General features: G+C 67.5%; 13 protein-coding genes and 1 pseudogene. 10 read left to right on the top strand and 4 right to left on the bottom strand.

Annotated elements, in window-relative coordinates; translation table 11 throughout:
- The first annotated feature begins 43 nt into the window (after window positions 1–43).
- From ku to JIG36_RS36755, 3 genes are all read left to right on the top strand, one after another.
- Window positions 44–889, top strand: a complete 846-nt coding sequence (gene ku, locus JIG36_RS36765; protein ID WP_203381044.1) for a non-homologous end joining protein Ku — start codon at window positions 44–46, stop codon at window positions 887–889.
- Between the two features lie 79 nt (window positions 890–968).
- Window positions 969–4,139, top strand: coding sequence for a variable surface family protein (locus tag JIG36_RS36760; RefSeq protein WP_203381043.1), 3,171 nt, complete (start codon window positions 969–971; stop codon window positions 4,137–4,139).
- A gap of 172 nt (window positions 4,140–4,311) precedes the next feature.
- A complete protein-coding gene (locus JIG36_RS36755) occupies window positions 4,312–5,568 on the top strand; it encodes a hypothetical protein (protein ID WP_203381042.1) in 1,257 nt (418 codons plus the stop codon).
- A 1-nt stretch (window position 5,569) separates the two neighbouring features.
- Here JIG36_RS36755 and JIG36_RS36750 read toward each other — a convergent pair whose 3' ends face one another.
- Window positions 5,570–6,346, bottom strand: coding sequence for a hypothetical protein (locus tag JIG36_RS36750; protein ID WP_203381041.1), 777 nt, complete (start codon window positions 6,344–6,346; stop codon window positions 5,570–5,572).
- A 203-nt stretch (window positions 6,347–6,549) separates the two neighbouring features.
- Between JIG36_RS36750 and JIG36_RS36745 the strand changes: the two are divergent.
- Window positions 6,550–8,853 (top strand): annotated as a pseudogene (locus JIG36_RS36745) (ATP-dependent Clp protease ATP-binding subunit); the annotation flags it as partial.
- Window positions 8,854–8,989: 136 nt separating this feature from the next.
- Window positions 8,990–9,862: a patatin-like phospholipase family protein gene (locus JIG36_RS36740; protein ID WP_236048960.1), complete on the top strand. Its 873-nt coding sequence runs from the start codon at window positions 8,990–8,992 to the stop codon at window positions 9,860–9,862.
- Here JIG36_RS36740 and JIG36_RS36735 read toward each other — a convergent pair.
- The 3 genes from JIG36_RS36735 to JIG36_RS36725 are packed head-to-tail and all read right to left on the bottom strand — an operon-like array spanning window position 9,856 to window position 11,539.
- The gene (locus JIG36_RS36735; RefSeq protein WP_203381040.1) at window positions 9,856–10,257 is read right to left on the bottom strand and encodes a hypothetical protein; all 402 of its coding nucleotides are present in this window, start codon (window positions 10,255–10,257) and stop codon (window positions 9,856–9,858) included. The two genes, JIG36_RS36740 and JIG36_RS36735, sit on opposite strands and share 7 nt — an antisense overlap.
- 17 nt (window positions 10,258–10,274) lie before the next feature.
- The gene (locus JIG36_RS36730) at window positions 10,275–10,898 is read right to left on the bottom strand and encodes a hypothetical protein (RefSeq protein WP_203381039.1); all 624 of its coding nucleotides are present in this window, start codon (window positions 10,896–10,898) and stop codon (window positions 10,275–10,277) included.
- Entirely contained in the window at window positions 10,895–11,539 is a 645-nt protein-coding gene (locus JIG36_RS36725) for a DUF4352 domain-containing protein (RefSeq protein ID WP_203381038.1), read from the bottom strand. Before JIG36_RS36725 ends, JIG36_RS36730 begins: the two co-directional genes overlap by 4 nt.
- Window positions 11,540–11,664: 125 nt before the next feature.
- Between JIG36_RS36725 and JIG36_RS36720 the strand changes: the two genes are divergently transcribed.
- From JIG36_RS36720 to JIG36_RS36700, 5 genes are read left to right on the top strand one after another with little or no spacing between them, the layout of a single operon-like run.
- The gene (locus JIG36_RS36720) at window positions 11,665–13,557 is read left to right on the top strand and encodes an N-6 DNA methylase (RefSeq protein WP_203381037.1); all 1,893 of its coding nucleotides are present in this window, start codon (window positions 11,665–11,667) and stop codon (window positions 13,555–13,557) included.
- Window positions 13,558–13,571: 14 nt separating this feature from the next.
- The gene (locus tag JIG36_RS36715) at window positions 13,572–15,533 is read left to right on the top strand and encodes a type I restriction-modification system subunit M (RefSeq protein WP_203381036.1); all 1,962 of its coding nucleotides are present in this window, start codon (window positions 13,572–13,574) and stop codon (window positions 15,531–15,533) included.
- Entirely contained in the window at window positions 15,530–16,828 is a 1,299-nt protein-coding gene (locus JIG36_RS36710) for a restriction endonuclease subunit S (protein ID WP_203381035.1), read from the top strand. Before JIG36_RS36715 ends, JIG36_RS36710 begins: the two co-directional genes overlap by 4 nt.
- A 1-nt stretch (window position 16,829) precedes the next feature.
- Window positions 16,830–19,865 carry a type I restriction endonuclease subunit R gene (locus JIG36_RS36705; RefSeq protein ID WP_203381034.1) on the top strand — a complete coding sequence of 1,012 codons (3,036 nt, stop codon included), beginning with the start codon at window positions 16,830–16,832 and terminating at the stop codon, window positions 19,863–19,865.
- Between the two features lie 25 nt (window positions 19,866–19,890).
- Window positions 19,891–21,429 carry a serine/threonine-protein kinase gene (locus JIG36_RS36700; protein ID WP_236048959.1) on the top strand — a complete coding sequence of 513 codons (1,539 nt, stop codon included), beginning with the start codon at window positions 19,891–19,893 and terminating at the stop codon, window positions 21,427–21,429.
- Window positions 21,430–21,434 lie beyond the last annotated feature (5 nt).

Genomic DNA, 21,434 nt, shown 5'->3' with positions numbered 1-21,434 from the left:
GACCATTACGTTTTCCGGCGGGCGCCGAGGGTAACTCCGCGTCATGGCGCGACCTCTCTGGACCGGTGCGATCACTTTCGGCCTGGTGTCGGTTCCCGTGGCGATGTACTCGGCCACGCACGACCACGAGGTGAGCTTCCACCAGTTCGAGAAGGGCACCGAGGACCGCATCCGGTATCGGCGGGTGAACGAGCGTACGGGCAAAGAAGTCGACTTCGACGACATCGTCAAGGGCGCCGACGGCGTGATGCTCGACCAGGAGGAACTCGACTCGGTGGCGCCCGGCCGCTCCCGGAGCCTCGACATCCACCGGTTCGTCGAGCTGGCCGAGATCGACCCGCTCTACTACCAGAAGACGTACTGGCTGGGCCCGGGCAGTGATGAGACGGCCAAGGTGTACGGGCTGTTGCGCGACGCGATGGCCGACAGCGGGCGGGCGGCGATCGGCACGCTGGTCATGCGGGGCAAGGAATACCTCACGGCCATCCGCGCCGACGGCAAGCTGCTGGTGCTGCAGACCATGTACTTCGCCGACGAGGTGCGTGACCCGGCCGAGCAGATCGACTCGCTGCCGCAGCGCAACAAAGCCAAGCCGGCCGAGATGCACATGGCCCAGCAGCTGATCGACTCGATGTCGGGGCCGTGGAAGCCGGCCGACTACCGCGACACCTACACCGACCGGGTCAAGAAACTCATCAAGGCCAAGTCGAAGGGCAAGAAGGTGAAGGCGGCCGAGCCGGCGCCCGACCCGACCGCGGCTTCGGACCTGTTCGAGATCCTGCGCAAGAGCGTGGAGGCGGCCTCCAAGAGCCGGGCGACGAGCAAGCCGAAGAAGACCGCGAAGCCGGCGAAGGCCACGAAGCCGAAGAAGAGCAGAAAGGCCGCTTGACCAGGCGTCGGGTGCTCGCGAACGGCCGCGTACGACCGGAGACGTCGTCACGAAGATGATGTTGTGCGACGATGCGCATGTGGTCGACGCGTCCGCCGCTCACACCTGCGCCGTCTGCGCCGGTGAATGGTGCGACGCCTGCGGGCCGGAGCGCGAGCCCGAGCTGGACACCGACGCCGAGCTGGCCTGGCGTCTCGGCGACGGTGCCATCCTGCTGGTCGGCGCCCGGCACGCCGTCCACGTGACGACCGCCGGCGACCGCCGCACGCTCGTTCCCGACGAGCAGGTTCAAGATCCTTCCCACGTACGCCGGAGGGCCGTGGCCGCCGCCCTCGGTCTGACGCCGTCGGCCGGTCTGGTGCTGACCGCTGCCGTGCCCGGCGTGGCCGCGCTGACCGGGGACGCGTTGTGGGCCGACGTCGAGCAGTCGGCGTGGTGGTCGACGCGACCCGCCACGGACGGAACGGTCGATCCGGCCGCGGCCGCGTTGCTGCCCGGACTGGCCGGCGAACCGGTCGACGGCGAGGAGTCGCTGGCCGAGCTGATCGCCGAACTCCGCCACCGCGAAACGGCCCCGATCCCGCCGGCCGTCGCCGCCGTTCCGTTCGCCGTCGTCCGGCGGGTCGACGTCGAATCGGGCCGCTTCCACTACCGGGAGCTCTGGCACGAGGGCGACGACGATCCGATGCTCGCCGACGAGTCGACCGGCGCGTTGGTGCCGAGCCGTCACACGCCGGTGCCGGGCGGACGGGCGATCGCGGTCGCGCAGGCCGGGCCGGTCGCGGTCGAGGTCGACGGGCTGCACCGCTCCTTCGTGTGCCGGCTGACGGCTCATTCCCGTACGGAAACCGTGTTTGTCCCCGGTCTGCCCGGCGCCACCCTGCGGGCCGAGGACCAGCTCGCCCACCTGGTGAGGGACAACGGCCTCGTCGTCGTGCGGAATCCGTGGCACGCGAGCGACAACGGGCTGGACTTCAGCACGCCCGCGCCCGGCACCGAGGTCACCCGCCGCAGCACCGCCCGGCCGCCCGCGTTGCTGGCCGACGCCTCGGGTGAGCCGATGGTGTCTCTGCTCTCCGACGAGCCGCTGCCGGAACGGCTCGCGGATGTCTCCGTGGTCCTCGACGACGAGCCGCTGCGCTCGGCGCTGACCGCCCTCGACCGCAAACTCGAACCGTTCGTGATCGGGGAAAGCCTCGAGGTCGAGGAGGTCTGGACGTCGCCGCACGCCACCGCGTCCCGGACCTACCTGGTCTTCCCGGGGGCGCCGCTGGGTGACCCCGGCGGGCCGCTGCCGGTGCTGCTCGCCGACGGTTCCCAGGCCCACCGCGACGTGTCGGTGGACAGCCTCGGGCACCTGTTCGACGTGCGCCGGGCCACCGGTTGCCCCGGCTGCGGCAACATCTACGGCCCCTGCTGCGGCGACGTGGCCAAGCTCTTCCGCTGTACGGCCTGTCGCCGCCCCGCCTGCGGAACCTGTCTGGAAGGCGCCGAGGTCGCCGAGACCCGGTGCGCCCGGTGCGGCGACACTTCCTGCCGGGCCTGCTCGCGCGAGCTGGCGGTCGAGACCTGCCGGATGTGCGAGCGCGACATGTGCCGCTCCTGCCGCGACGACTCGATCTGCCGCACCTGCCAGGCTCTGGCCCCCGCCACGGCCGACGGCCTGCCCCCGGAACTGGCCGCGAACGGGCTCACTGTGGTCGCGGCCGAGGACAAGGGCGGCCGGATCGTCCGGCTGACCGGAACCCACCGGCGCGAGCTCGTCGTGCTGAACGGCCCCGAGATCGTACGGTGGAAGACCGCAACCGAAGACGACCTGCTCCCGTTGCGGATCGCGGCTGCCCGCGCGGCCGGCACGGGTGATGTGGACGTGCACGCCCTGCCCGAGCAGCACTGCCCACCGGCGCCCCGCGACTGGCTGGCGCTCGACCGCGAGTCCGGAACAGAGCTGCACTGGGCGGTCATGGCCGGCGACACCCGGCGGGCCGGCACGTTCGACCCGCCACCGGTGACCGACGGCGCTTCCCCCGACCCGTCATTGCGCGACGAGCTGACCGCGCTGGTGGGCGCCCCGACGCGCGTGCCGTCAAGAGCGGTCTTGGACGCCGTCGAGGTGACGCCCTCCCCGTCGACCGCGCGGGTGGTGGCCTGCCGGATGCGCACTGACGACCTGCTCGCGGTGGACGGCCGGGGCCTCGTACGCCGCAAAGCCACCGGCCCCGCCGTGTCCGAGACAGTCGCCGAGTGGCAGCCTTCCGGTGAGCCGGTGGCCTGGGCCGAGGCCGGTTGGAGCCCGCAGCCGTCGGTTGTCGCCCACGCCCAGCTCGAGGACTGGGAGGCGGCCCTCGTACGGGTCGGTGGTCACGCCCTGCTCGGCGTCCTCGCCCCCGGACAGCACCAACCCGTCTGGCACACCATCACCGACGACCCGGCCGAGTTGGACCGCGGCCTGGTCGGCGCCACCGTGGTCGGGCCGCACACCACCGTACGGGTCACCGCGCTCACCCGCGCCGACCAGCTCACCGGCCTCACCCTCGCCGGCGCCACTCTTCTCGGCCGCAGTTTGTGGTACCGCGGCGTCGTGGTGCCGCCCCAGCCCGACGAGGTCGCACCCGACCTCGCGCGCTCGACGGTCGCTCCCACCGGGGTTCCCGCCGCCCCGACATCCCAGGCCGACCTGCCCGCCGCCCTGATCGACCACCTGTCCCGCCGGCTCCCGCCCATCACTCCTTCCTGCCTGGCGATCGGCTTGGACGTCGAGGAGGTCTGGTCCTTGCCCGACGGCTCCCAGATGCAGGTGGCGTACGAGGTACCCGCGGGCCAGACGCAGGGCCGGGTCCCCGACGCCGTGACCGGCATACCGTTGGCCGAGCCGCAGGCGTGCCGAAGCCACCACCTGGTAGCCGCCGTACGCCCGTGCGCCACGTGCCTGACCTCCACATGCGGCGCCTGCACCGACGGCGTCACTCCGTGCCGCTTGTGCGCCGGCCTGGTATGCCGCCGCTGCGTGGCCACCGAGGACGGCCGCTGCCCCGCATGCGCAGCCCTGACCAAGGTCGGCGCGCTGTCCCGCTCCCGTTACGGAGCAGCCCGAGGCGACGCGGTCTGGCACGGCACAGCCCCCAACACCGAGGTGACGGTCCGCCGCCTCCACAACGAGTGGACCCTGGAGAGAACAGACCACCAGGGCACGGTGACGCTGCCTTTGACCGAGCCGTTCCTGACCCACATCCAGACCTTGCTGCCCTGACCGCGGCGACGCTGATCGCTGTTCTGGCGACGGTCCGGCCGTGGCAGGGGTGGTTCACGGTTCTCTTTGCGGCGGTGGCGGTAGAAGTTGCCCTGTTCGCTGTGAGCCAAGCGGTGGCCCCTAAGGTGTGACGTCGCGTTTCGGTGGTGATGGGGTGGCCTAGGCTCGCCGGGTGCCTGTGTCACGGAAGCGCAAGTCGAAGAAGACCGCCAACCAGCACCAGCTCCTCGCGAAGAAAGCGCGCGAAGCCAGAGCCGAGCGTGACGCCCTCGCGGAGGCGCAGCGGAGCCGGGTCCGCCGGGCCGCGCTGGCCGGTCCCTCGGCGGCCGAGCTGGTCGCGGGGCTGACGATGTATGCGGCCGACCACCAGGGCCCCGAGCTGGAGGACGAGTTGTGCGCCCGGCTCGGGCCGCTGCTGCACGAGTGGGGTCAGCGCGAGTACCCGCAGTACGTGGGTCCGGACGACTTCGCCGTGGCGCTTGTGCGGGCGGCCCGCGCCGGGGTTGAGCAGGTTCTTGCGGACGGTGCGGATCCGGCGGCGGCCTGGCGTGCGCTGGATGCGGCGCTCGACATTCTGCCCGGCGTGCAGCTGGCCGAGGTCGACGAACTGCTTCCGCAGCTGCGCGAGCTTCCCGGTGGGGCCGAACCGCCGGCCCAGCCGGAGGCGACCGCCCTGGCCGGTGAGGTGCAGTGGGCGCGGGATGTCTATGGCAGCCGGTTCGCGGTGACCGCCCCGTTCGCGGCGCCGGGCAACCCGCCTCGGTCCTATCTGTGGGACATCGACGCCTGCACTCTGAGTCCCATCACCGTACGCAGCGGCTATTTCGACTCGCCGGAGGAAGCGCTGGCCGCCTGGCGGGCCGACGTCGGCGAACTGGCCGCGGGCGACGCCCGATGGTCCGAAGTCGACGACGCCTCGCTGCTGGAGGAGATCCTGCCCCGGGCGGATTCCCTGCCGGTGCTGGGTGGCGAGACGGCCGACCAGCTCGCCGAGTACTACCGCTGCCGCCTGCTCGCCGAGGAACTGCTCGACGCGTCCCCGGCCTCCGGTCGCCGCCCCGAAAGCATCGAGCCGTCGGTCTTCGCGCAGTGGTATCGCGAGTCCGCGAGCGGGCCGGTGCCGGAGGACCTCGACGAGCTGGCCGACGCGCTGGCGGAATCCTGGGGCTGCGCGGTCCCCGCCCTCGACCACTGCTGCTCACCCCATCGGGTGGCATGCTTCGCGCTCATTGCCGAGCTCGAGTTCGGTGCCGAGTACGGGCGGCGGGTGCTCGCCCTGCTCCCGAGCTGGGTCACGTGGCTCGCCGGACGTACGGGCCTCTCCGCGGAGCTGACCGCCCGCGCCCTGGCCTACGCCTCCGGCGAGCCGCACCCGGACCTGGGATCCGACGCCCGCCACCTGGACTATCAGGCGATCGTGGCCGAATAGGTCAGACTCCGAGCGGTTCCCGGCCGGTCGGCACCAGCTGCGTGGGGGCGTCGCCGCCGCGGCGGGTCTCGTAGGCGCTGGGCGGGCCCGACCGGGGCCAGCGCACGCCGACCACCGTGGCCGAGCCGAGGCGGGCGCCGGGGGCGTGACCCTGGTACGGCTCGACCAGTAACGCGTCCAGGGTCTGTCTCGTGCCGGGCAGCGAACCTCGTAGGCTCACCGTCCGTAGTTCCCGGTTCAGGGTGATCGCTACGTCGCGTACGCGGCGGTCGGCGCCGGACTCACCGGCGGTCAGGGCCGACTCGATGCGGGTCCACAGGCGCCACGGGTCTTCGTCGAGCAGCAGCCGGGCCGCACGGTCGAGGGCCCCGCACGTGATGTCGACGGCGGCCTCCTCGCCCAGTTCGGCCACCCATTGCAATTCCTCGGTCTCGGGGCGCAGCGACGGGGATTCGTGCAGCAGCGTCGCATAGAGCATGGCCAGAATCGTCGACCGGTGGGGGCCGTCGTAGAGGACGCCGACGGTGGTCAGCAAACGGGGAAAACGCGCGGAAATGTGGGCGGCCCGGCCCAGAGGCAGCTCTACCGCCTCGTGGGTGTCGCGCACCCGGGCGTGGAACGGGCGCTGTTCGCGCTGGGCGAACACCAGGGCCCGATGTTCATTGGCGAGCAGCCGCGCGGCGACCGAATAGGCCACTCCCAGCTGGGCGGCGAGCGTGCGGATGGCGCGGCGGCGGGCGCGGTCGGGGACGGGGTGGCGTCGTTGTGTTCCGGTCATCGCTGTCCTCCCTTCGCGCCATCGTAGGACGGCCGTTGTATGTTGAGGGGGCAGCAGCGCCTGCACGAGCGTAGCGAGGCCACCCACGCGGGCCACGCGTTCACGCCAAGAGGCCAGGACTCAGCGCAATCCACCCGATCGCGACGACGCACGCGTCTATCCGGGTGGGGTGCGTGGGGCCTCACCGCGAGGACGTGAGTGTCGTGTTCGAACGGTTCACCGATCGTGCCCGCCGGGTCGTTGTGCTGGCTCAGGAAGAAGCCCGCACGCTCAACCACAACTACATCGGCACGGAACACCTTCTGCTCGGCCTCATCCGTGAGGGTGACGGCATCGCCGGTCAGGCCCTGCACAGCGCCGGAGTGACGCTCGACGGGGTTCGCGCGCAACTCGAGGAAAGGGCCGAAACCTCGCCCGCCGGGCACATCCCGTTCACACCCCGCGCCAAGAAGGTGCTCGAACTGGCGTTGCGGGAAGCGCTGCAGCTCGGCCACAACTACATCGGCACCGAACACATCCTTCTGGGGTTGATGCGCGAGGGCGAAGGAACCGCCATGCGCGTTCTCCAAGCCGACCCTTCCGCCGTACGGCACATCGTGCTCACCATGCTGCGAGGCGAACCGGAATCGGAGCCGGGAAAGGCCCCCGAGCCCGTCCACTCCACGCTTCTCGACCAGTTCGGCGAGAACCTGACGCAGCGGGCCCGCGACGGGAAACTCGACCCGGTCATCGGCCGCGAACGCGAGATCGAACGCGTCATGGTGATCCTGTCGTGCCGCATGAAGAACAACCCGATCCTGCTCGGCGAACCCGGAGTCGGTAAGACGTCGGTCGTCGACGGCCTCTGCCACCGGATCGTGAGCGGCCGGGCGCCGGAATCGCTGGCCTCGAAACAGGTCTACACGCTCGACATGAGCCTGCTGGTGGCCGGTTCACGCTACCGCGGCGACTTCGAGGAACGGCTCAAGAAGGTCGTCAAGGAGTGCCGCACCCGCGGCGACATCATCCTGTTCATCGACGAGATTCACACGCTGGTCGGGGCCGGCGCGGCCGAGGGCGCGATCGACGCGGCCAGCATTCTCAAACCGATGTTGGCCCGGGGCGAACTGCAGACGATCGGCGCCACGACCACGGCCGAATACCGCAAGTACTTCGAGAAGGATGCGGCGCTGGCCCGGCGCTTCCAGTCGGTGGAGATCGGCGAACCCACGTACGCGCAAGCCATTGAGATTTTGAAAGGACTGCGCGACCGGTACGAGGCGCATCACCGCGTCACCTACACCGATGCCGCCCTGACCGCGGCGGTGACCCTGGCCGACCGTTACGTCGCCGACCGCTTCCTGCCCGACAAGGCGATCGACCTCATCGACGAATCGGGCGCCCGGGCCCGGATGCGGCAGCTGAACGAGCCGGAGCACAATGCCGCGCTGACCCGGTTACGGCGCGAGAAGGAAGCGGCGATCGACGCCCAGGATTTCGAACGGGCGGCGCGGATCCGGGACGACGAGAAACGGGCCAAGGCCGAGAACCGGGTCGAGGTCGACCACGAACAGATCGCCGAGGTGCTGGCGAACTGGACCGGGATCCCGGTCTACAAGATGACCGAGGAGGAGACGACCCGGCTGCTGGGCATGGAGGACGAACTGCACCGCCAGATCGTCGGCCAGGACGAGGCGGTGGCCGCGGTGTCGCGCGCGATACGGCGTACGCGGGCCGGGTTGAAAGATCCTCGGCGGCCCTCGGGATCGTTCATCTTCGCCGGGCCGTCCGGGGTGGGAAAGACGTCTTTGGCGCGGGCGCTGGCCGAATTCCTGTTCGGCTCGGAAGATGCGCTCCTGCAACTGGACATGTCGGAATTCCACGACCACTCGACGGTTTCCCGGCTGGTCGGCGCCCCGCCCGGATACGTCGGCTTCGACGAGGGCGGCCAGCTGACCGAGAAGGTGCGCCGCAAGCCGTTCTCGGTGGTGCTGTTCGACGAGATCGAGAAGGCGCATCCGGACGTGTTCAACACGCTGCTGCAGATTCTCGAGGACGGCCGGCTGACCGACGGCCAGGGCCGGGTCGTCGACTTCAAGAACACGGTCATCATCATGACGACCAATTTGGGAACACGGTCGTTCTCCGGTGTCCCGCTCGGTTTCAACTCGGCCGCGGAGGCTCCCGGACGGCAGGCGCGGGAGGCGCTGAAACAGCATTTCCGGCCCGAGTTCCTCAACCGCATCGACGACACGATCGTGTTTCCGCCGCTGGGCCAGGAGGAGGTGCTGCGGATCGTCGACGTGATGATGGCGCGGATCGAGAAGCAACTGCGCAACAAGGACATCGGGCTGGAACTCACCGATGGCGCCCGCGCCTATCTGGCCCGTAAGGGATTCGACCCGGCCATGGGCGCGCGCCCCTTGCGACGCACCATTCAGCGCGAGATCGAGGACGCCCTGGCCGAGAAGATCCTCTTCAACGAACTGCGACCGGGGCAACACGTAGTAGTCGACGCTGATGACGATGGGTTGGTGTTCGCCGAACGGATGCCGGTGTGACCACTCGCCCGGTGTGACTCTTCGCCCGGTGTGACTCTTCGCCCGGTGTGACCGGGGCCGCTGACGGGGCCGGGCCGCCACCCGGCTCCGTTAGCATCGGGGCATGTCACAGCGGGTCGCGCTGGCGCTGGGGTCGGGAGGCGCCCGGGGTTACGCGCACATCGGCGTGATCCAGGTGCTCGAGGAACGCGGGTTCGAGGTCTGCGCGGTGGCCGGCTCGTCGATGGGCGCGCTGGTCGGCGGCGTCATGGCCGCGGGCCGCCTGAAGGCGTTCACCGACTGGGCGGTCGCCCTCAAACGGCAGGACGTGCTGCGCCTGATCGACCCCAAGTGGTCGGCCGCCGGCGCCATGGCCGCCGACCGCCTGATCAACCACCTCAACGACTTCCTGACCGACGTCGAGATCGAGAACCTGCCGATCCCGTACACGGCGGTCGCGACCGACCTGACCGCCCGCCGCGAGGTCTGGTTCCAGAAGGGCCAGCTCCGCTCGGCGATCCGCGCGTCCATCGCGATCCCCGGCGTGATCACTCCAGTCGTGGTCAACGGCCGCCTGCTGGCCGACGGCGGCCTGCTCAACCCCGTCCCGATCGAGCCGACCGCCGCTTCCGGCGCCGACCTGACGGTCGCGGTGTCGTTGCAGGCGCCGCGGCCGGCGCAGGAGCCCGCCAGCCCCGTACGCGCGGCCGCGGCCCCCTCGTGGGCACGACTGCGGCAAGTGTTCAGCAGCAGAAGCGCCCAGGCCACGCCGGCCTCACCCCTCCCCGACGACCTCAGAATCGGAGACGTGCTCGGCCTCTCCCTCGACGCGATGCAAGATTTGATCGCCCGTTACCGGATGGCCGGCCTGCCACCCGACATCCACATCACGGTCCCGGTGAGCGCGAGCGGCATCATGGACTTCCACAAGGCCGCCGACCTGATAGCCATCGGCCGCGACCTGGCCGCCAAGGCCCTGGACGACGCGGGTTACTGAAGCCGCTTGCGCGCGATCTCGAGGCAGGCCTGAAGAGTTTCCAGCGGTACGCGCATGGCCAGTGCCATGAGCTTTTCCGGGTCCTCGATGCCGCGGGCCGCGAGATCGTCACGAATGTCGAGAAGTCCCCGGTGATACGCGTTCCCACCGCTCGGCAGCGAGGCGAACTGGTCCTCGGTGTACCGCATGACCATGACCTGCCGCGCACCCACCGCCAACGTGCCGGCGAACTCGTTCGACATGTCGCCGAGGTGCCGGGCCGCCCGCCGCAGCGTGTCCCGGGTGACTTTCGGAGCCTCGATCACGAGTCGCTGCGGCCCTTCGTCGCTACGGGTCCATTCGGCAAATACGCGCAGTCCGGGTTCGTGCCGTTCGAGTTGGGTGGTGTCGCTCATTGTTCCCCGTTTCGTCTTCACAGGACCTGGATGGAGGCCACGTAGAACTGTGGTGCCGTGGTGCTGCCACCGATCTGCGTGTCATAGCTGTATGAGCCGGCGACGGTCACCTTGGCCACAAACTGGTCGTCCTCCACGAGGTCAGCCAGCAGAGCGGCATCCCCCAGAAAGAGGCTGTTCGTGTCGTAGTCGTACTCGTCCCGGTGCCGCACCCCGTCGGCATCGGCGCGGAAACCGTCCGGGCCGGTAGCCGCGTCGAACTGCGTCACGACGCCGTAGACCACGTACGTCTTGCCGATGTAGTCGTCCGGAGTCTTCGCGATCTTCTTCCACTCCCGGGCGCTCAGCCGCTTGAAAGTGATCGGTTTCGGCTTCGGCGCTTTTGTTGTCGGCGCTGCCGTGGCGGCCGCCTTCGTGGTGGGCGGGGGAGTGGTCGGCGTGGTTGTCGCAGGTGTCGTCGGCGTCGAACTCGGTTCCGCGAACGACGCGCTCGGTTCCGCGGCGGCCGTTGAGTCGGGAGATGCGATGACCGCGCCGACCGCTACCCCGCCTAGACAGAGCACCAGCCCGCCGACGACACCACCGAGAACGTACGGGAGCCTGATGCGCTTCTTCGCCGGCGCCGGGAAGGGGTAGCTCATTTGAGGGCCACCTTCACACCGCCGGAGAAGAGCGAGTCATGCAGTTCGACGGTGGTCAGCTTGGTGCCCTTCGGAACATCGAAGACAAGCTTTCCCCGTACGGTGTTGCCCGGGTTGACGTCCTCGAAGAAGACCTGCTGGTCCCCGTTGGCATAGATCGCGGCCCCGGAATCCACGGAGTATTCGGTGCCCTGCGCGTCAAAGGCCTTCTGCACCGAGTCGATGAGCGTCTGCGCCTCTTTCCCGATGTTCTTGACCTGAACGCTCACGAGGCAGAACTGGCCCTGGGCCTTCTCCCCGAAGTACTGATTGCCGACCTTGGCGACCCCGCACTTCACGCCGGTGACCGTGAACTGAAAGTCCCCGTCCTTGGCCGGCACGCCGATTCCAGGAGTCTTGGGCGCAGTCTTCTTCGGCGCGGTCGTCCCGGCAGCTTTCGGCGCAACGCTCGTCTCGGCCGCGGCGATCGTCTCGTTCGGAGATTCCGTTCCACCACCGCTGGCCGCGCTGATGGCCCCGATACCACACAGGAGTAGCACAAAGACTCCGGCGCCGCCGGCGATCCAGGGCCACTTGCGGCGCTTGGCCGGGGCAGGCGCAGGCGGATAGAAGGCGGGCTGCGGCGGCTGCGGATAAGTCATGGGAGCACTCCACAAAGCGAAGGGTCGTGTACACGGGAACGGCATCCCGCAACGACGTCTATGAGAGCACCGCTTGTGAACGCTGTCAACAAGCGGATTTCTTGAAGGATGTGTACACTGCTGGCGTGACAGGAAAAGCGAGAGTCACCGCGGCCGACATCGCCCGCTTCGCCGGGGTCGGCCGGGCCGCGGTGAGCAACTGGCGCAAGCGCTACGAGTCGTTCCCCGCACCCGTGGGTGGCACTGCCGCGAGCCCGCAGTTCGATCTCGTCGAGGTCGACCGATGGCTGGCGGAGAACGGCAAGGCGCTCGCCATACCCGACGAGCAGCGTTTCTGGCGCGACCATCTCGAGTCCGTCTCCGATCCGGCCGAGGCCATCACGATGGTTGCCGAGCACCTGAGCGGTGCCCGGCCGTTGTCCGACGCCGCCCGACGCGACGAACTCGACCAGTTGGTCTCGCGGACCGACCGGGGCGGCGCCCGGGAGACCCTGCGTCAGCTCTGGCTTCTCTTTGCCGATACCCCCGCACGCCGCGCGGCTGGCACACCCGACCTGCTGGCGTCGCTGATGGTCGATCTCGCTGGCGTACGGGGAGGCGTTGTCCTCGACCCGGCTTGCGGCAATGGCCAGTTGCTCCGGATGGCCGCGACGGCGGGTGCCAACCGCGTCTACGGCCAGGACGTCGACGACTTGACGGTCCGGCTGGCCGCGGCGTGGCTCGCTCTGGGCGACGTCGTCGGCGAGGTCCGGGGAGGCGATTCCCTTCGCGCCGACGCCTTTCCTGGACTGACGGTCGATGCGGTTCTCGGACACCTGCCTTTCGGGCAGACGAACTGGTGGCAGGACGAACTCAGTTATGACGCGCGGTGGGAGTTCGGCGTACCGCCGCGCACCGAGCCTGAACTGGCGTGGGTGCAGCACGCCTTCTCCCACCTCGCTCCCAGCGGCACGGCTGTCCTGCTGATGCCGCCCTCGGCGGCCGCGCGCCGTGCGGGCCGGCGTATTCGTGCGGAGATGCTGCGTCGGGGGGCGCTCAGGGCAGTGGTCGCGCTGCCGCAGGGCGTCTCCACGCCGCAGGCCGGTGCCCTGCACCTGTGGATCCTGCAGCGCAATACGGACGCACCCCGTCCGACTGTGCTGCTCGTCGACGGGCGTGCGCTCACCACCGCTGACCCGCTGGACGTGCCGGAGGCCTTCGACCAGATCAGGACGGCCATCGCGCGTTTCCTCGACGCGGGTGAATCGTCCGACCCCACTTTCGCGTATGTGGTCCCGGCCATCGACGTGCTCGACGACGAGGTCGACCTGTCCCCGTCGCGGCGCGCTCCGATCGGGAGCGAGCAGGGAAACCTCGTCCGGGAGATCCAGGCCGTACACCGCGTCCTACGTGCGCAGACAAAGGGCCTCGACAAACGTGTCCCCGAACTGATGGCCGCTGCAGAAGGACCGTCGCTGCCAACGTTGTCGGTGGCCGAGCTGGCTCGTGCCGGCGCGCTGGAGATCCTTGGCCCTATCCGTGGGGTCGATGGAGACCTGATCGATGCACCTGTTCTCACGGCCGAGGATGTCCTGCGCGGCCGCGCGCCCTCCGGCGCCGACGAGCGGCTCAACCAGCGCATTGTTCTGGAGGAGGGCGATGTCGTCGTTCCTCTGGTGGCCCGGCATCTGGCCACCAGGGTCATCACCGAGCCGGGCCGGACGCTGGCCGGGCGCAACCTGTACGTCCTGCGCCCGAACCCGGAGGTGCTGAACGCATGGTTCCTCGCCGGCTATGTCGGTACGGCCTCGAACGAGCGCAACATGAGCAGCCTTTCCGGGACCCTGCGCCTCGACCTCAAGAGAGTGCAGATACCAAGGATCCCGATCGCGGAGCAACGCCGACACGGCGAAGCGTTTGCGCAACTCCACCAGTTGAACCAAATGGCCAGGCAGGTCACGGACCTTTCGGCGGAGCTGACTCGGCTGACCGTCGAGGGCCTGGCATTTGGCAAGCTTCGTCCCACTGAGAAGAACTGAGGAAGGACCCACAGGTGAGCACCGATCACCAGAAACTGGCGAACTTCATCTGGTCGGTCGCCGACCTTCTGCGCGGCGATTACAAGCAGTCCGAGTACGGGCGGGTCATCCTGCCGCTGACCGTGCTGCGGCGCCTCGACTGGGTCCTCGAGCCGACCAAGGACGAGGTGCTGGCCCGGAACGAGTCGCTGACCGCGGCCGGCGTCAAGAATGTGGATCCGGTGCTCCGCAAGGTGGCCGGGCTGGGCTTCTACAACATCAGCCCGCTCAACTTCCGGGCCCTGACGGCCGATCAAGATCATGTGGCCACAAACCTGCGGTCCTACATCGGTGGCTTCTCACCCGGTGCAGTCGACGTGCTCGAGAAGTACGGCTTCGACGCGCAGATCACCCGGCTGGACGAGGCCGGACTGCTCTATCAGGTGGTCAGCAAATTCGTCGAGATCGACCTGCGGCCGGAGACGGTCAGCAACCACCAGATGGGCTACCTCTTCGAAGAACTCGTCCGGAAGTTCTCCGAAATCAGCAACGAGACCGCCGGTGAACACTTCACGCCGCGCGAGGTCATCAAGCTGATGGTCAACCTGCTGCTGGCGCCTGACGAGGAAGACCTGGTCACTCCCGGCATCGTGCGCAAGATCTACGACCCGGCGTGCGGGACCGGCGGCATGCTGAGTGAGGCCCAGGACCACATCGAGGCCCACAACTCACACGCGACGGTCGAGGTCTACGGCCAGGAACTCAACGGTGAGACGTACGCGATCTGCCGCTCCGACATGATGATGAAGGGCGGCGACCCGAATAAGATCGTCTTCGGCAACTCGTTCAGCCAGGACGGCCACGAGGCCGAGAAGTTCGACTACATGCTGGCCAACCCGCCGTTCGGCGTGGAGTGGAAAAAGGTCGAGAAGTTCATCAAGGACGAAGCCGCCCGCGGCCATGCCGGCCGTTTCGGGTTCGGCCTACCTCGCATCAACGACGGCTCGTTGCTCTTCCTTCAGCACATGATCTCCAAAATGAAGCGTCCCGAAGACGGCGGCAGTCGCCTAGCCATCGTCTTCAACGGCTCGCCGCTCTTCACCGGTGCCGCCGGCTCCGGCGAGTCGGAGATCCGCCGCTGGATTCTGGACAGAGACCTGCTCGAAGGCATCGTGGCTCTGCCTGACCAGCTCTTCTACAACACGGGCATCTCCACCTACTTCTGGATTCTCAGCAACCGCAAGTCGCCCGCCCGCGAGAAGAAGGTCGTACTGCTCGACGGCCGCGACTACTGGGTCAAGATGCGCAAGAGTCTGGGCGACAAGCGCAAGATGCTCAACGACGACCACATTGCCACACTGACGAAGGCATATGTGGATGCGCTGGCCATCGCGGACGACCCGTCCCACGAGCAGCACAGCAAGGTGAAGCTCTTCCGGACCACCGACTTCGGCTACCAGCGAATCACCGTCGAGCGTCCGCTGCGGCTGCGCTTCGAGATCACCGAGGAGACGCTCGCCCTGCTCGCCGAGGCCAAGCCCGTTCTTCGGTACGCCGAGAGCGAGGCCCTGCTGACCACGGCGAAGTCCCTGATGGGTACGACAGCGAGCACTCGCTCGGAGTTCGCGATGAGTTTGGCCGCGCTGGGCAAACTGCCCGCCCCCGTGGAGAAGGCCGTCTGGGACGCGTTTTCGATCAGCGACCCGGAGGGCGAGGTCCAGACCGACCGTAAGGGCCACCCGCTCCCGGACGCCGACCTGCGCGACAACGAGAACGTCCCCCTCAACGAGGACATGCACGACTACGTCAAGCGCGAAGTCCTCCCACACGTCCCCGACGCCTGGATCGACGAGCCGAAGACGAAGATCGGCTACGAGATCCCCTTCACTCGCTACTTCTACGTCTACCAGCCACCACGCCCGCTGTCCGAAATCGACGCCGAGATCAAGGCTCTCGAAGCCCAGATCCAGGACCTGCTCGGCGAGGTGACGAAATGAGTCAGGTTGCACCATGGCTGGTCGACTCCCGTTGGCCAACTGTCCCCATCAGGTATCTCGCCAAGCTCGGAACGGGCCACACACCCAGTCGCCAGCATCCTGAGTATTGGCAGGACTGTGACATTCCGTGGATGACTCTGGCTGATGTATGGCAGTTGCGGGATGGCACGGTCGACTATGTGCAACAGACTAACGACATGATCAGCAAAGTCGGCTTGGCTAACTCGGCGGCTGTGCTTCATCCGGAGGGAACGGTGATCCTCTCCCGGACCGCTTCCGTAGGGTTCTCGGGGATCATGGGACGCGATATGGCGACCAGCCAAGACTTCGCGACTTGGACGTGTGGGCCTAGGCTTCATCCGAAGTACCTGCTCTATGTCTTGCGAGCCATGGCGCCGGACTTGAGGAGGATTGCAGCGGGTTCAACCCACAAGACGATCTACATGCCAGATATCGAAGAGTTGCGGAGCCCTGTTCCGCGGATGGAGGAGCAGCGGCGCATTGCTGACTTCCTCGAGGCTGAGACTTGCAGGCTCACACACCTCACGGAGATGCGGCGCGCGCAGGTGTCACTTCTGCGTCAACGTGAGTTCGCGGCCATTTCGGAGACACTAACCGGCGCGGCGACTGCGGGGTCGCGGCGTTCGACTGGTTGGCGATGGCTCCCTGATGTACCTTCCGACTGGCTCATCGGGCCCGTGCACGCCTACTTCGACGTGATGCTTGGAAAGATGCTCAATCCTGAGCGGGCTTCCGGTCGTCATCCACGGCCCTATCTGCGGAATGCAAACGTGCACTGGTACCGAATTGGTACTGATGATCTCGCAGAGATGAGTTTCGAGCCTAGCGAACGCGGCCGCTTTCGGATCGAGCCGGGCGACCTTCTCGTCTGTGAGGGCGGCGCAGGAGTAGCTGAGTCTGCTGTCTGGGATGGGCGAGTTGCGGAGTGTTATTACCAAAAATCTCTGCACCGAGTGCGCGCCCGCCAGAACGTTCCTGTCGAATGGCTGATGTATTGGCTTAGGCTGGCGAAGGAAGTTGGCTTGTTCGCCTCGGAAGGAAATGTGGCGACAATCCCACACCTCACCGGGGAGCAACTGCGGGCATGCAGGATCCCAATCCCGCCGGACGGCCTACGGCGAGTCGCGGAACTGGGCCTCGAGATTGCAGAAATCAACCGGTTGGTAGGCGCTATTAATTCGGCTGAAACGCTTATGGCTGAGCGGCGACAGGCGTTGATTACGGCGGCGGTTACCGGGCAGATTGATGTGACTACGGCGCGGGGAGTGGATTGATGTGAAGGTGCACGGGGAGGGTGCGTTCGAGGCGGCGATCGAGCAGACGCCGCTCGATCAGGGGTGGCTGCGCGGGATTCCGGGGAACTACGACCGACAGTTGGGGCTCGACACTTCAGAGCTGTTCGCGTTCATCGGGGCAACTCAGAATGACGCTTGGCTGAAGCTGGTCGCCTACCACGGGAACGACGTTGCCGAGACGCAGCGGCACTTCAAGGAGTATCTGGCGAAGCAGATCGACGAGCGGGGGCCGCTTGATGTGCTTCGACGTGGGATCAAGGACAAGGGGATCCAGTTCCGGCTGGCGTACTTCAAGCCGGCTCACTCGATCACCGACGACGCGCTGAACCTCTACCGGGCCAACCGGCTTTCCGTCACCCGGCAACTGCACTTCTCTGCGCACGATGAGAAGAGCCTCGACCTTGCCCTCTTCGTGAACGGCATCCCGCTGGCCACCGCTGAGCTCAAGAACCCGCTGACCAACCAGACCGTCGAGGACGCCAAGAAGCAGTACCGCGAGAAGCGCGACCCGAAGGAACTGCTGTTCTCCCGCCGTACCCTCGTGCACTTTGCCGTTGATCCTGACCTGGTTTTTGTGACCACGAAGCTGGCGGGGGAGAAGACCCGGTTCCTGCCGTTCAACACGGGGTCGGAGGGGCCCGGCGTGTCCGGCGGCGCGGGCAACCCGCCGGCCGAGGGCTACCGGTCCGCCTACCTGTGGGAGCAGATCTGGCATCCGGACACCTGGATGGACCTGATGCGGCGGTTCCTGCACACCGAGAAGGCGTCGCAGGCGCTGATCTTCCCGCGCTACCACCAGTGGCATGCGGTCACCGCGCTGACCAGCCACGCGGCGGCGCACGGCTCGGGTGACAACTACCTGGTCATGCACTCGGCCGGCTCCGGCAAGTCGAACACCATCGCCTGGCTGGCGCATCGGCTCTCCAGCCTGCACACCACGCAGGCGATCCCGGAGAAGAGCATCAAGGCGAACGAGCCGGTGTTCGACAAGGTCATCATCATCACCGACCGGGTCGTGCTGGATCGGCAGCTGCAGGACACCGTGTTCCAGTTCGAGCATGTGCCGGGCGTGGTGCAGCGCATCGACAAGGACTCCAACCAGCTCGCCGCGGCGCTGCAAGGGGAGACCGCCAAGGTCATCATCAGCACGATGCAGAAGTTCGGCTTCATCCTCGAGAAGGTCGACGGCCTGCGGGGCAAGCGGTTCGCGGTCATCGTCGACGAGGCGCACTCATCCCAGTCCGGTGACAACGCCGCCTCGCTCAAGAAAGTGTTGCTGCGTAAGGGAAGCGACGACATCGACGAGGACGGCGACCTGCTGACCGCCTCGGCGTTGGCGCGCGGCCGGCACGAGACGCTTTCGTACTTTGCCTTCACCGCCACGCCGAAGCCGAAGACCCTCGAACTGTTCGGCACGCGTGGGGCCGACGGGAACATGCACCCGTTCCACACGTACTCGATGCGGCAGGCGATCGAGGAGGGCTTCATCCTCGACGTGCTCCGGCAGTACGTGACCTACAAGTCGTACTGGAAGCTGGCCAACCAGAACCCGGACGACCCCGAGGTCGATCCGAAGAAGGCGGCGTCGCAGCTGGCCCGCTTCGCCGTGCTGCACCCGACGATGATGGCGCAGAAGGCCGAAATCATCGTCGAGCATTTCAAGAAACACACGGCGCGGCGGATGGGCGGCCGGGCCAAGGCGATGGTGGTCACGGGGTCGCGTGAAGCCGCAGCGAAGCTCTACACGGCCATCAACAAGTACATCGAGACCAACGGCTACCGCGGCCTTGGAACTCTGGTGGCCTTCTCCGGCGAGCTGAACCTCGACGGCATCGACGTCACCGAGGCCCGGATCAACGGGTTCGGCGAGAGCGAACTGCCGGAGAGGTTCGCTTACACGGCCGCCGACGACAAGCATGCCGGCACGCCCAAGGCCAAGCAGCCCGTCGAGTTCAAGATTCTCGTGGTGGCGGAGAAGTACCAGACCGGTTTCGACCAGCCGCTGCTTACCACGATGTACGTCGACAAGCCGCTCAAGGGCGTCGCTGCGGTGCAGACGCTGTCACGGCTCAACCGCACGCACCCGCTCAAGGCGCAAGGCGACGTGTTCGTGCTCGACTTCGTCAACGAGGCCGCCGACATCACCGAGCAGTTCAAGCCCTACTTCGAGACCGCCGCGACGGTTCCGACCGATCCGAATCTGCTCTACACGGCCGAGAACGCGGTGATGTCGTACGCGCTGCTCGTTGACTCGGAGATGCAGGCGTACGTGGAAGCTCTACTCGCCGCCGAAGGCAAGGCGAAGACCGACGCCGCCCTGCAGAAGGCTCACGCCGCGCTCTACCGCTTTACCGACCCGGCCCGGGACCGCTACATCGCTCTCGCCGCCGACGATCCGGAGGCGGCCGACACCTTCCGGGCCGCGCTGCGCGACTACACCCGGATGTACGCGTTCCTGAGTCAGGTGGTGCCCTACCACGACGAGGGCCTGGAGCGTCTGTACCTCTACGGGCGGGCCCTGCTCAACCGGCTTCCGCGGCGGCAGGACCCGTCGGTCGACATCGGCGAGGTTCAGCTCACGCACCTGCGGGTCAGTAAGACCGGGGAATCGGACGCGTCGCTGGAGGCGGAGGGCGAGCAGATGCTGCCCGGTTTCACCGGCGGTGGTGCCGGCCCGCAGAACGACCCGGACAAGGTTGCGCTCTCGGAGCTGATCGAGGACCTCAACGACCGGTTCGGGCTCGGGCTCGGCGACGCCGACAAGGTCTGGTACGAGCAGCAGATCGTCGCGATGAGCGAAGACCCGACGATGGAGGCCGCGGCCCTCGTCAACGACGAGGACAACTTCGGTGTCGTCTTCGACCGGCGGATCGAGTCGGTCATCTTGAACCGCCATGACGACAACGGCAAACTGATGCAGCGCTATCTGGACGATGACTTGTTGCGTCAGCGCATGAACCAGCTGGGCCGGAGTCAGGCGTACAAGCTGATCCGTCGCAAGCACGGCCTGACCTGACGTCGTCACTAGGTGCGGGGGAGAGTTGCTTCAGGCGGGAACGCGCATCGCCGACCGGTACGAGCTGACACAGCCGATCGGCAGCGGCGGCATGGGACACGTGTGGGCCGGCTACGACGAGCGGCTCGACCGCCCGGTCGCGGTCAAATTCCTCAAGCCGGGCCTGGCCAACGACGCCGACCGGCAGGCGATCGCCGACCGCTTCCGGCGCGAGGCCCGCATCACGGCCCGGCTCGACCACCCCGGGGTCCCCACCGTCCACGATGCCGGGGTGGTCGGCGAAGACCTGTTCATCGTGATGCAGCTCGTCCCCGGCACGCTTTTCAGCTATCTGATCGACGAGACCGGCCCGATGCCGGTGCCCTGGGTCGCGGCCATCGGAGCGCAGATCTGCTCGGTGCTGGCCGCCGCCCACGCCGCCTCGCTGGTGCACCGCGACCTCAAGCCCAGCAACCTGATCCTCGGCCCGAACGGCTTGGTCAAGGTGCTGGATTTCGGTGTCGCCGCCGTCCTCGATGCCGACCTGCCCCGCCTCACCGTTACCGGCGAGACGATCGGCACTCCCACATACATGGCGCCGGAGCAGGCCCTCGGCACGTCCTCGGTCGGCCCGCGCGTCGATCTCTACGCTCTCGGATGCGTCCTCTACGAACTGCTCACAGGCAATCCTCCTTACGTGGCGGACAACCCTCTCGGCATGCTGCACCAGCATCTCGAGGCGTCCATCCCGCGTGTGGCAGACACCCGCGACGACGTCCCACAGGACCTGAGCGACCTGATCGCCACCCTGCTCGCAAAGGATCCACAAGACCGCCCGGAATCCGCGGCGAGCGTCTACTCGCAGCTCCTGCGATGGGCTGGTGACGATGTGCCGGCCGGCCGGAAGACCTCGCTGGGCGGTGCCGACCCGACATCGCCGTATCGGTTCCCCTTCGGCCCACTGCCTCGCGACACAGCTGCTCCTCCACGCCCGCAGAATGCTGCCTCCGACCCGTCGAGTATTCCGAGCCTCGACGAACTGGAGGATGTTCGCGCTCAGGCGTTGGCGCTCGCTGACGATGAGCGGTTCGGCCAGGCCGCGGACGCTCTGGCGACCATGTTGCGTTACGTCGCACCGATATACGGACAGCGCTCGCCTGAGATTCTGGAAGCTCGTCTTGACTACGCTGGCATGCTCATGCTGGCCGGCGACTACCGCACCGCTCTCCCGACCTTTGAACAGCTCGTAGCTGACTTGTCTGCCCGCTACGGCACCGGCCACGAGCTCGTCCGTGAATGCCGCCACCAGATCGCGACCTGTCAGGCCGAGCTGGGCGAGGCGACCGAAGCACTTCGTGGGCTCAGATCCCTGGCCGCGGCCGAACCAGGACCGGCCAGCTACCCGCTGCGTCACCAAGTCGCCCTGATCGAGGGCGGGCTTGGCAACTTTTCCGAGGCGTTGGAAGCGCTCGACGAGTTGCTCGGTGACATGCGGGCAAACCCCGGACCTGATCCCTCCGAAATCGAGGATGTCGCGGCGCTCCGCCAGCATCTCTCCAGAATCGCCGTGGCGGGTGGCCGTTAAGGTCC

The organism is Paractinoplanes ovalisporus, assembly GCF_016834655.1.
GTDB lineage: Bacteria > Actinomycetota > Actinomycetes > Mycobacteriales > Micromonosporaceae > Actinoplanes > Actinoplanes ovalisporus.
This window is presented reverse-complemented; position numbering and strand designations above follow the sequence as displayed.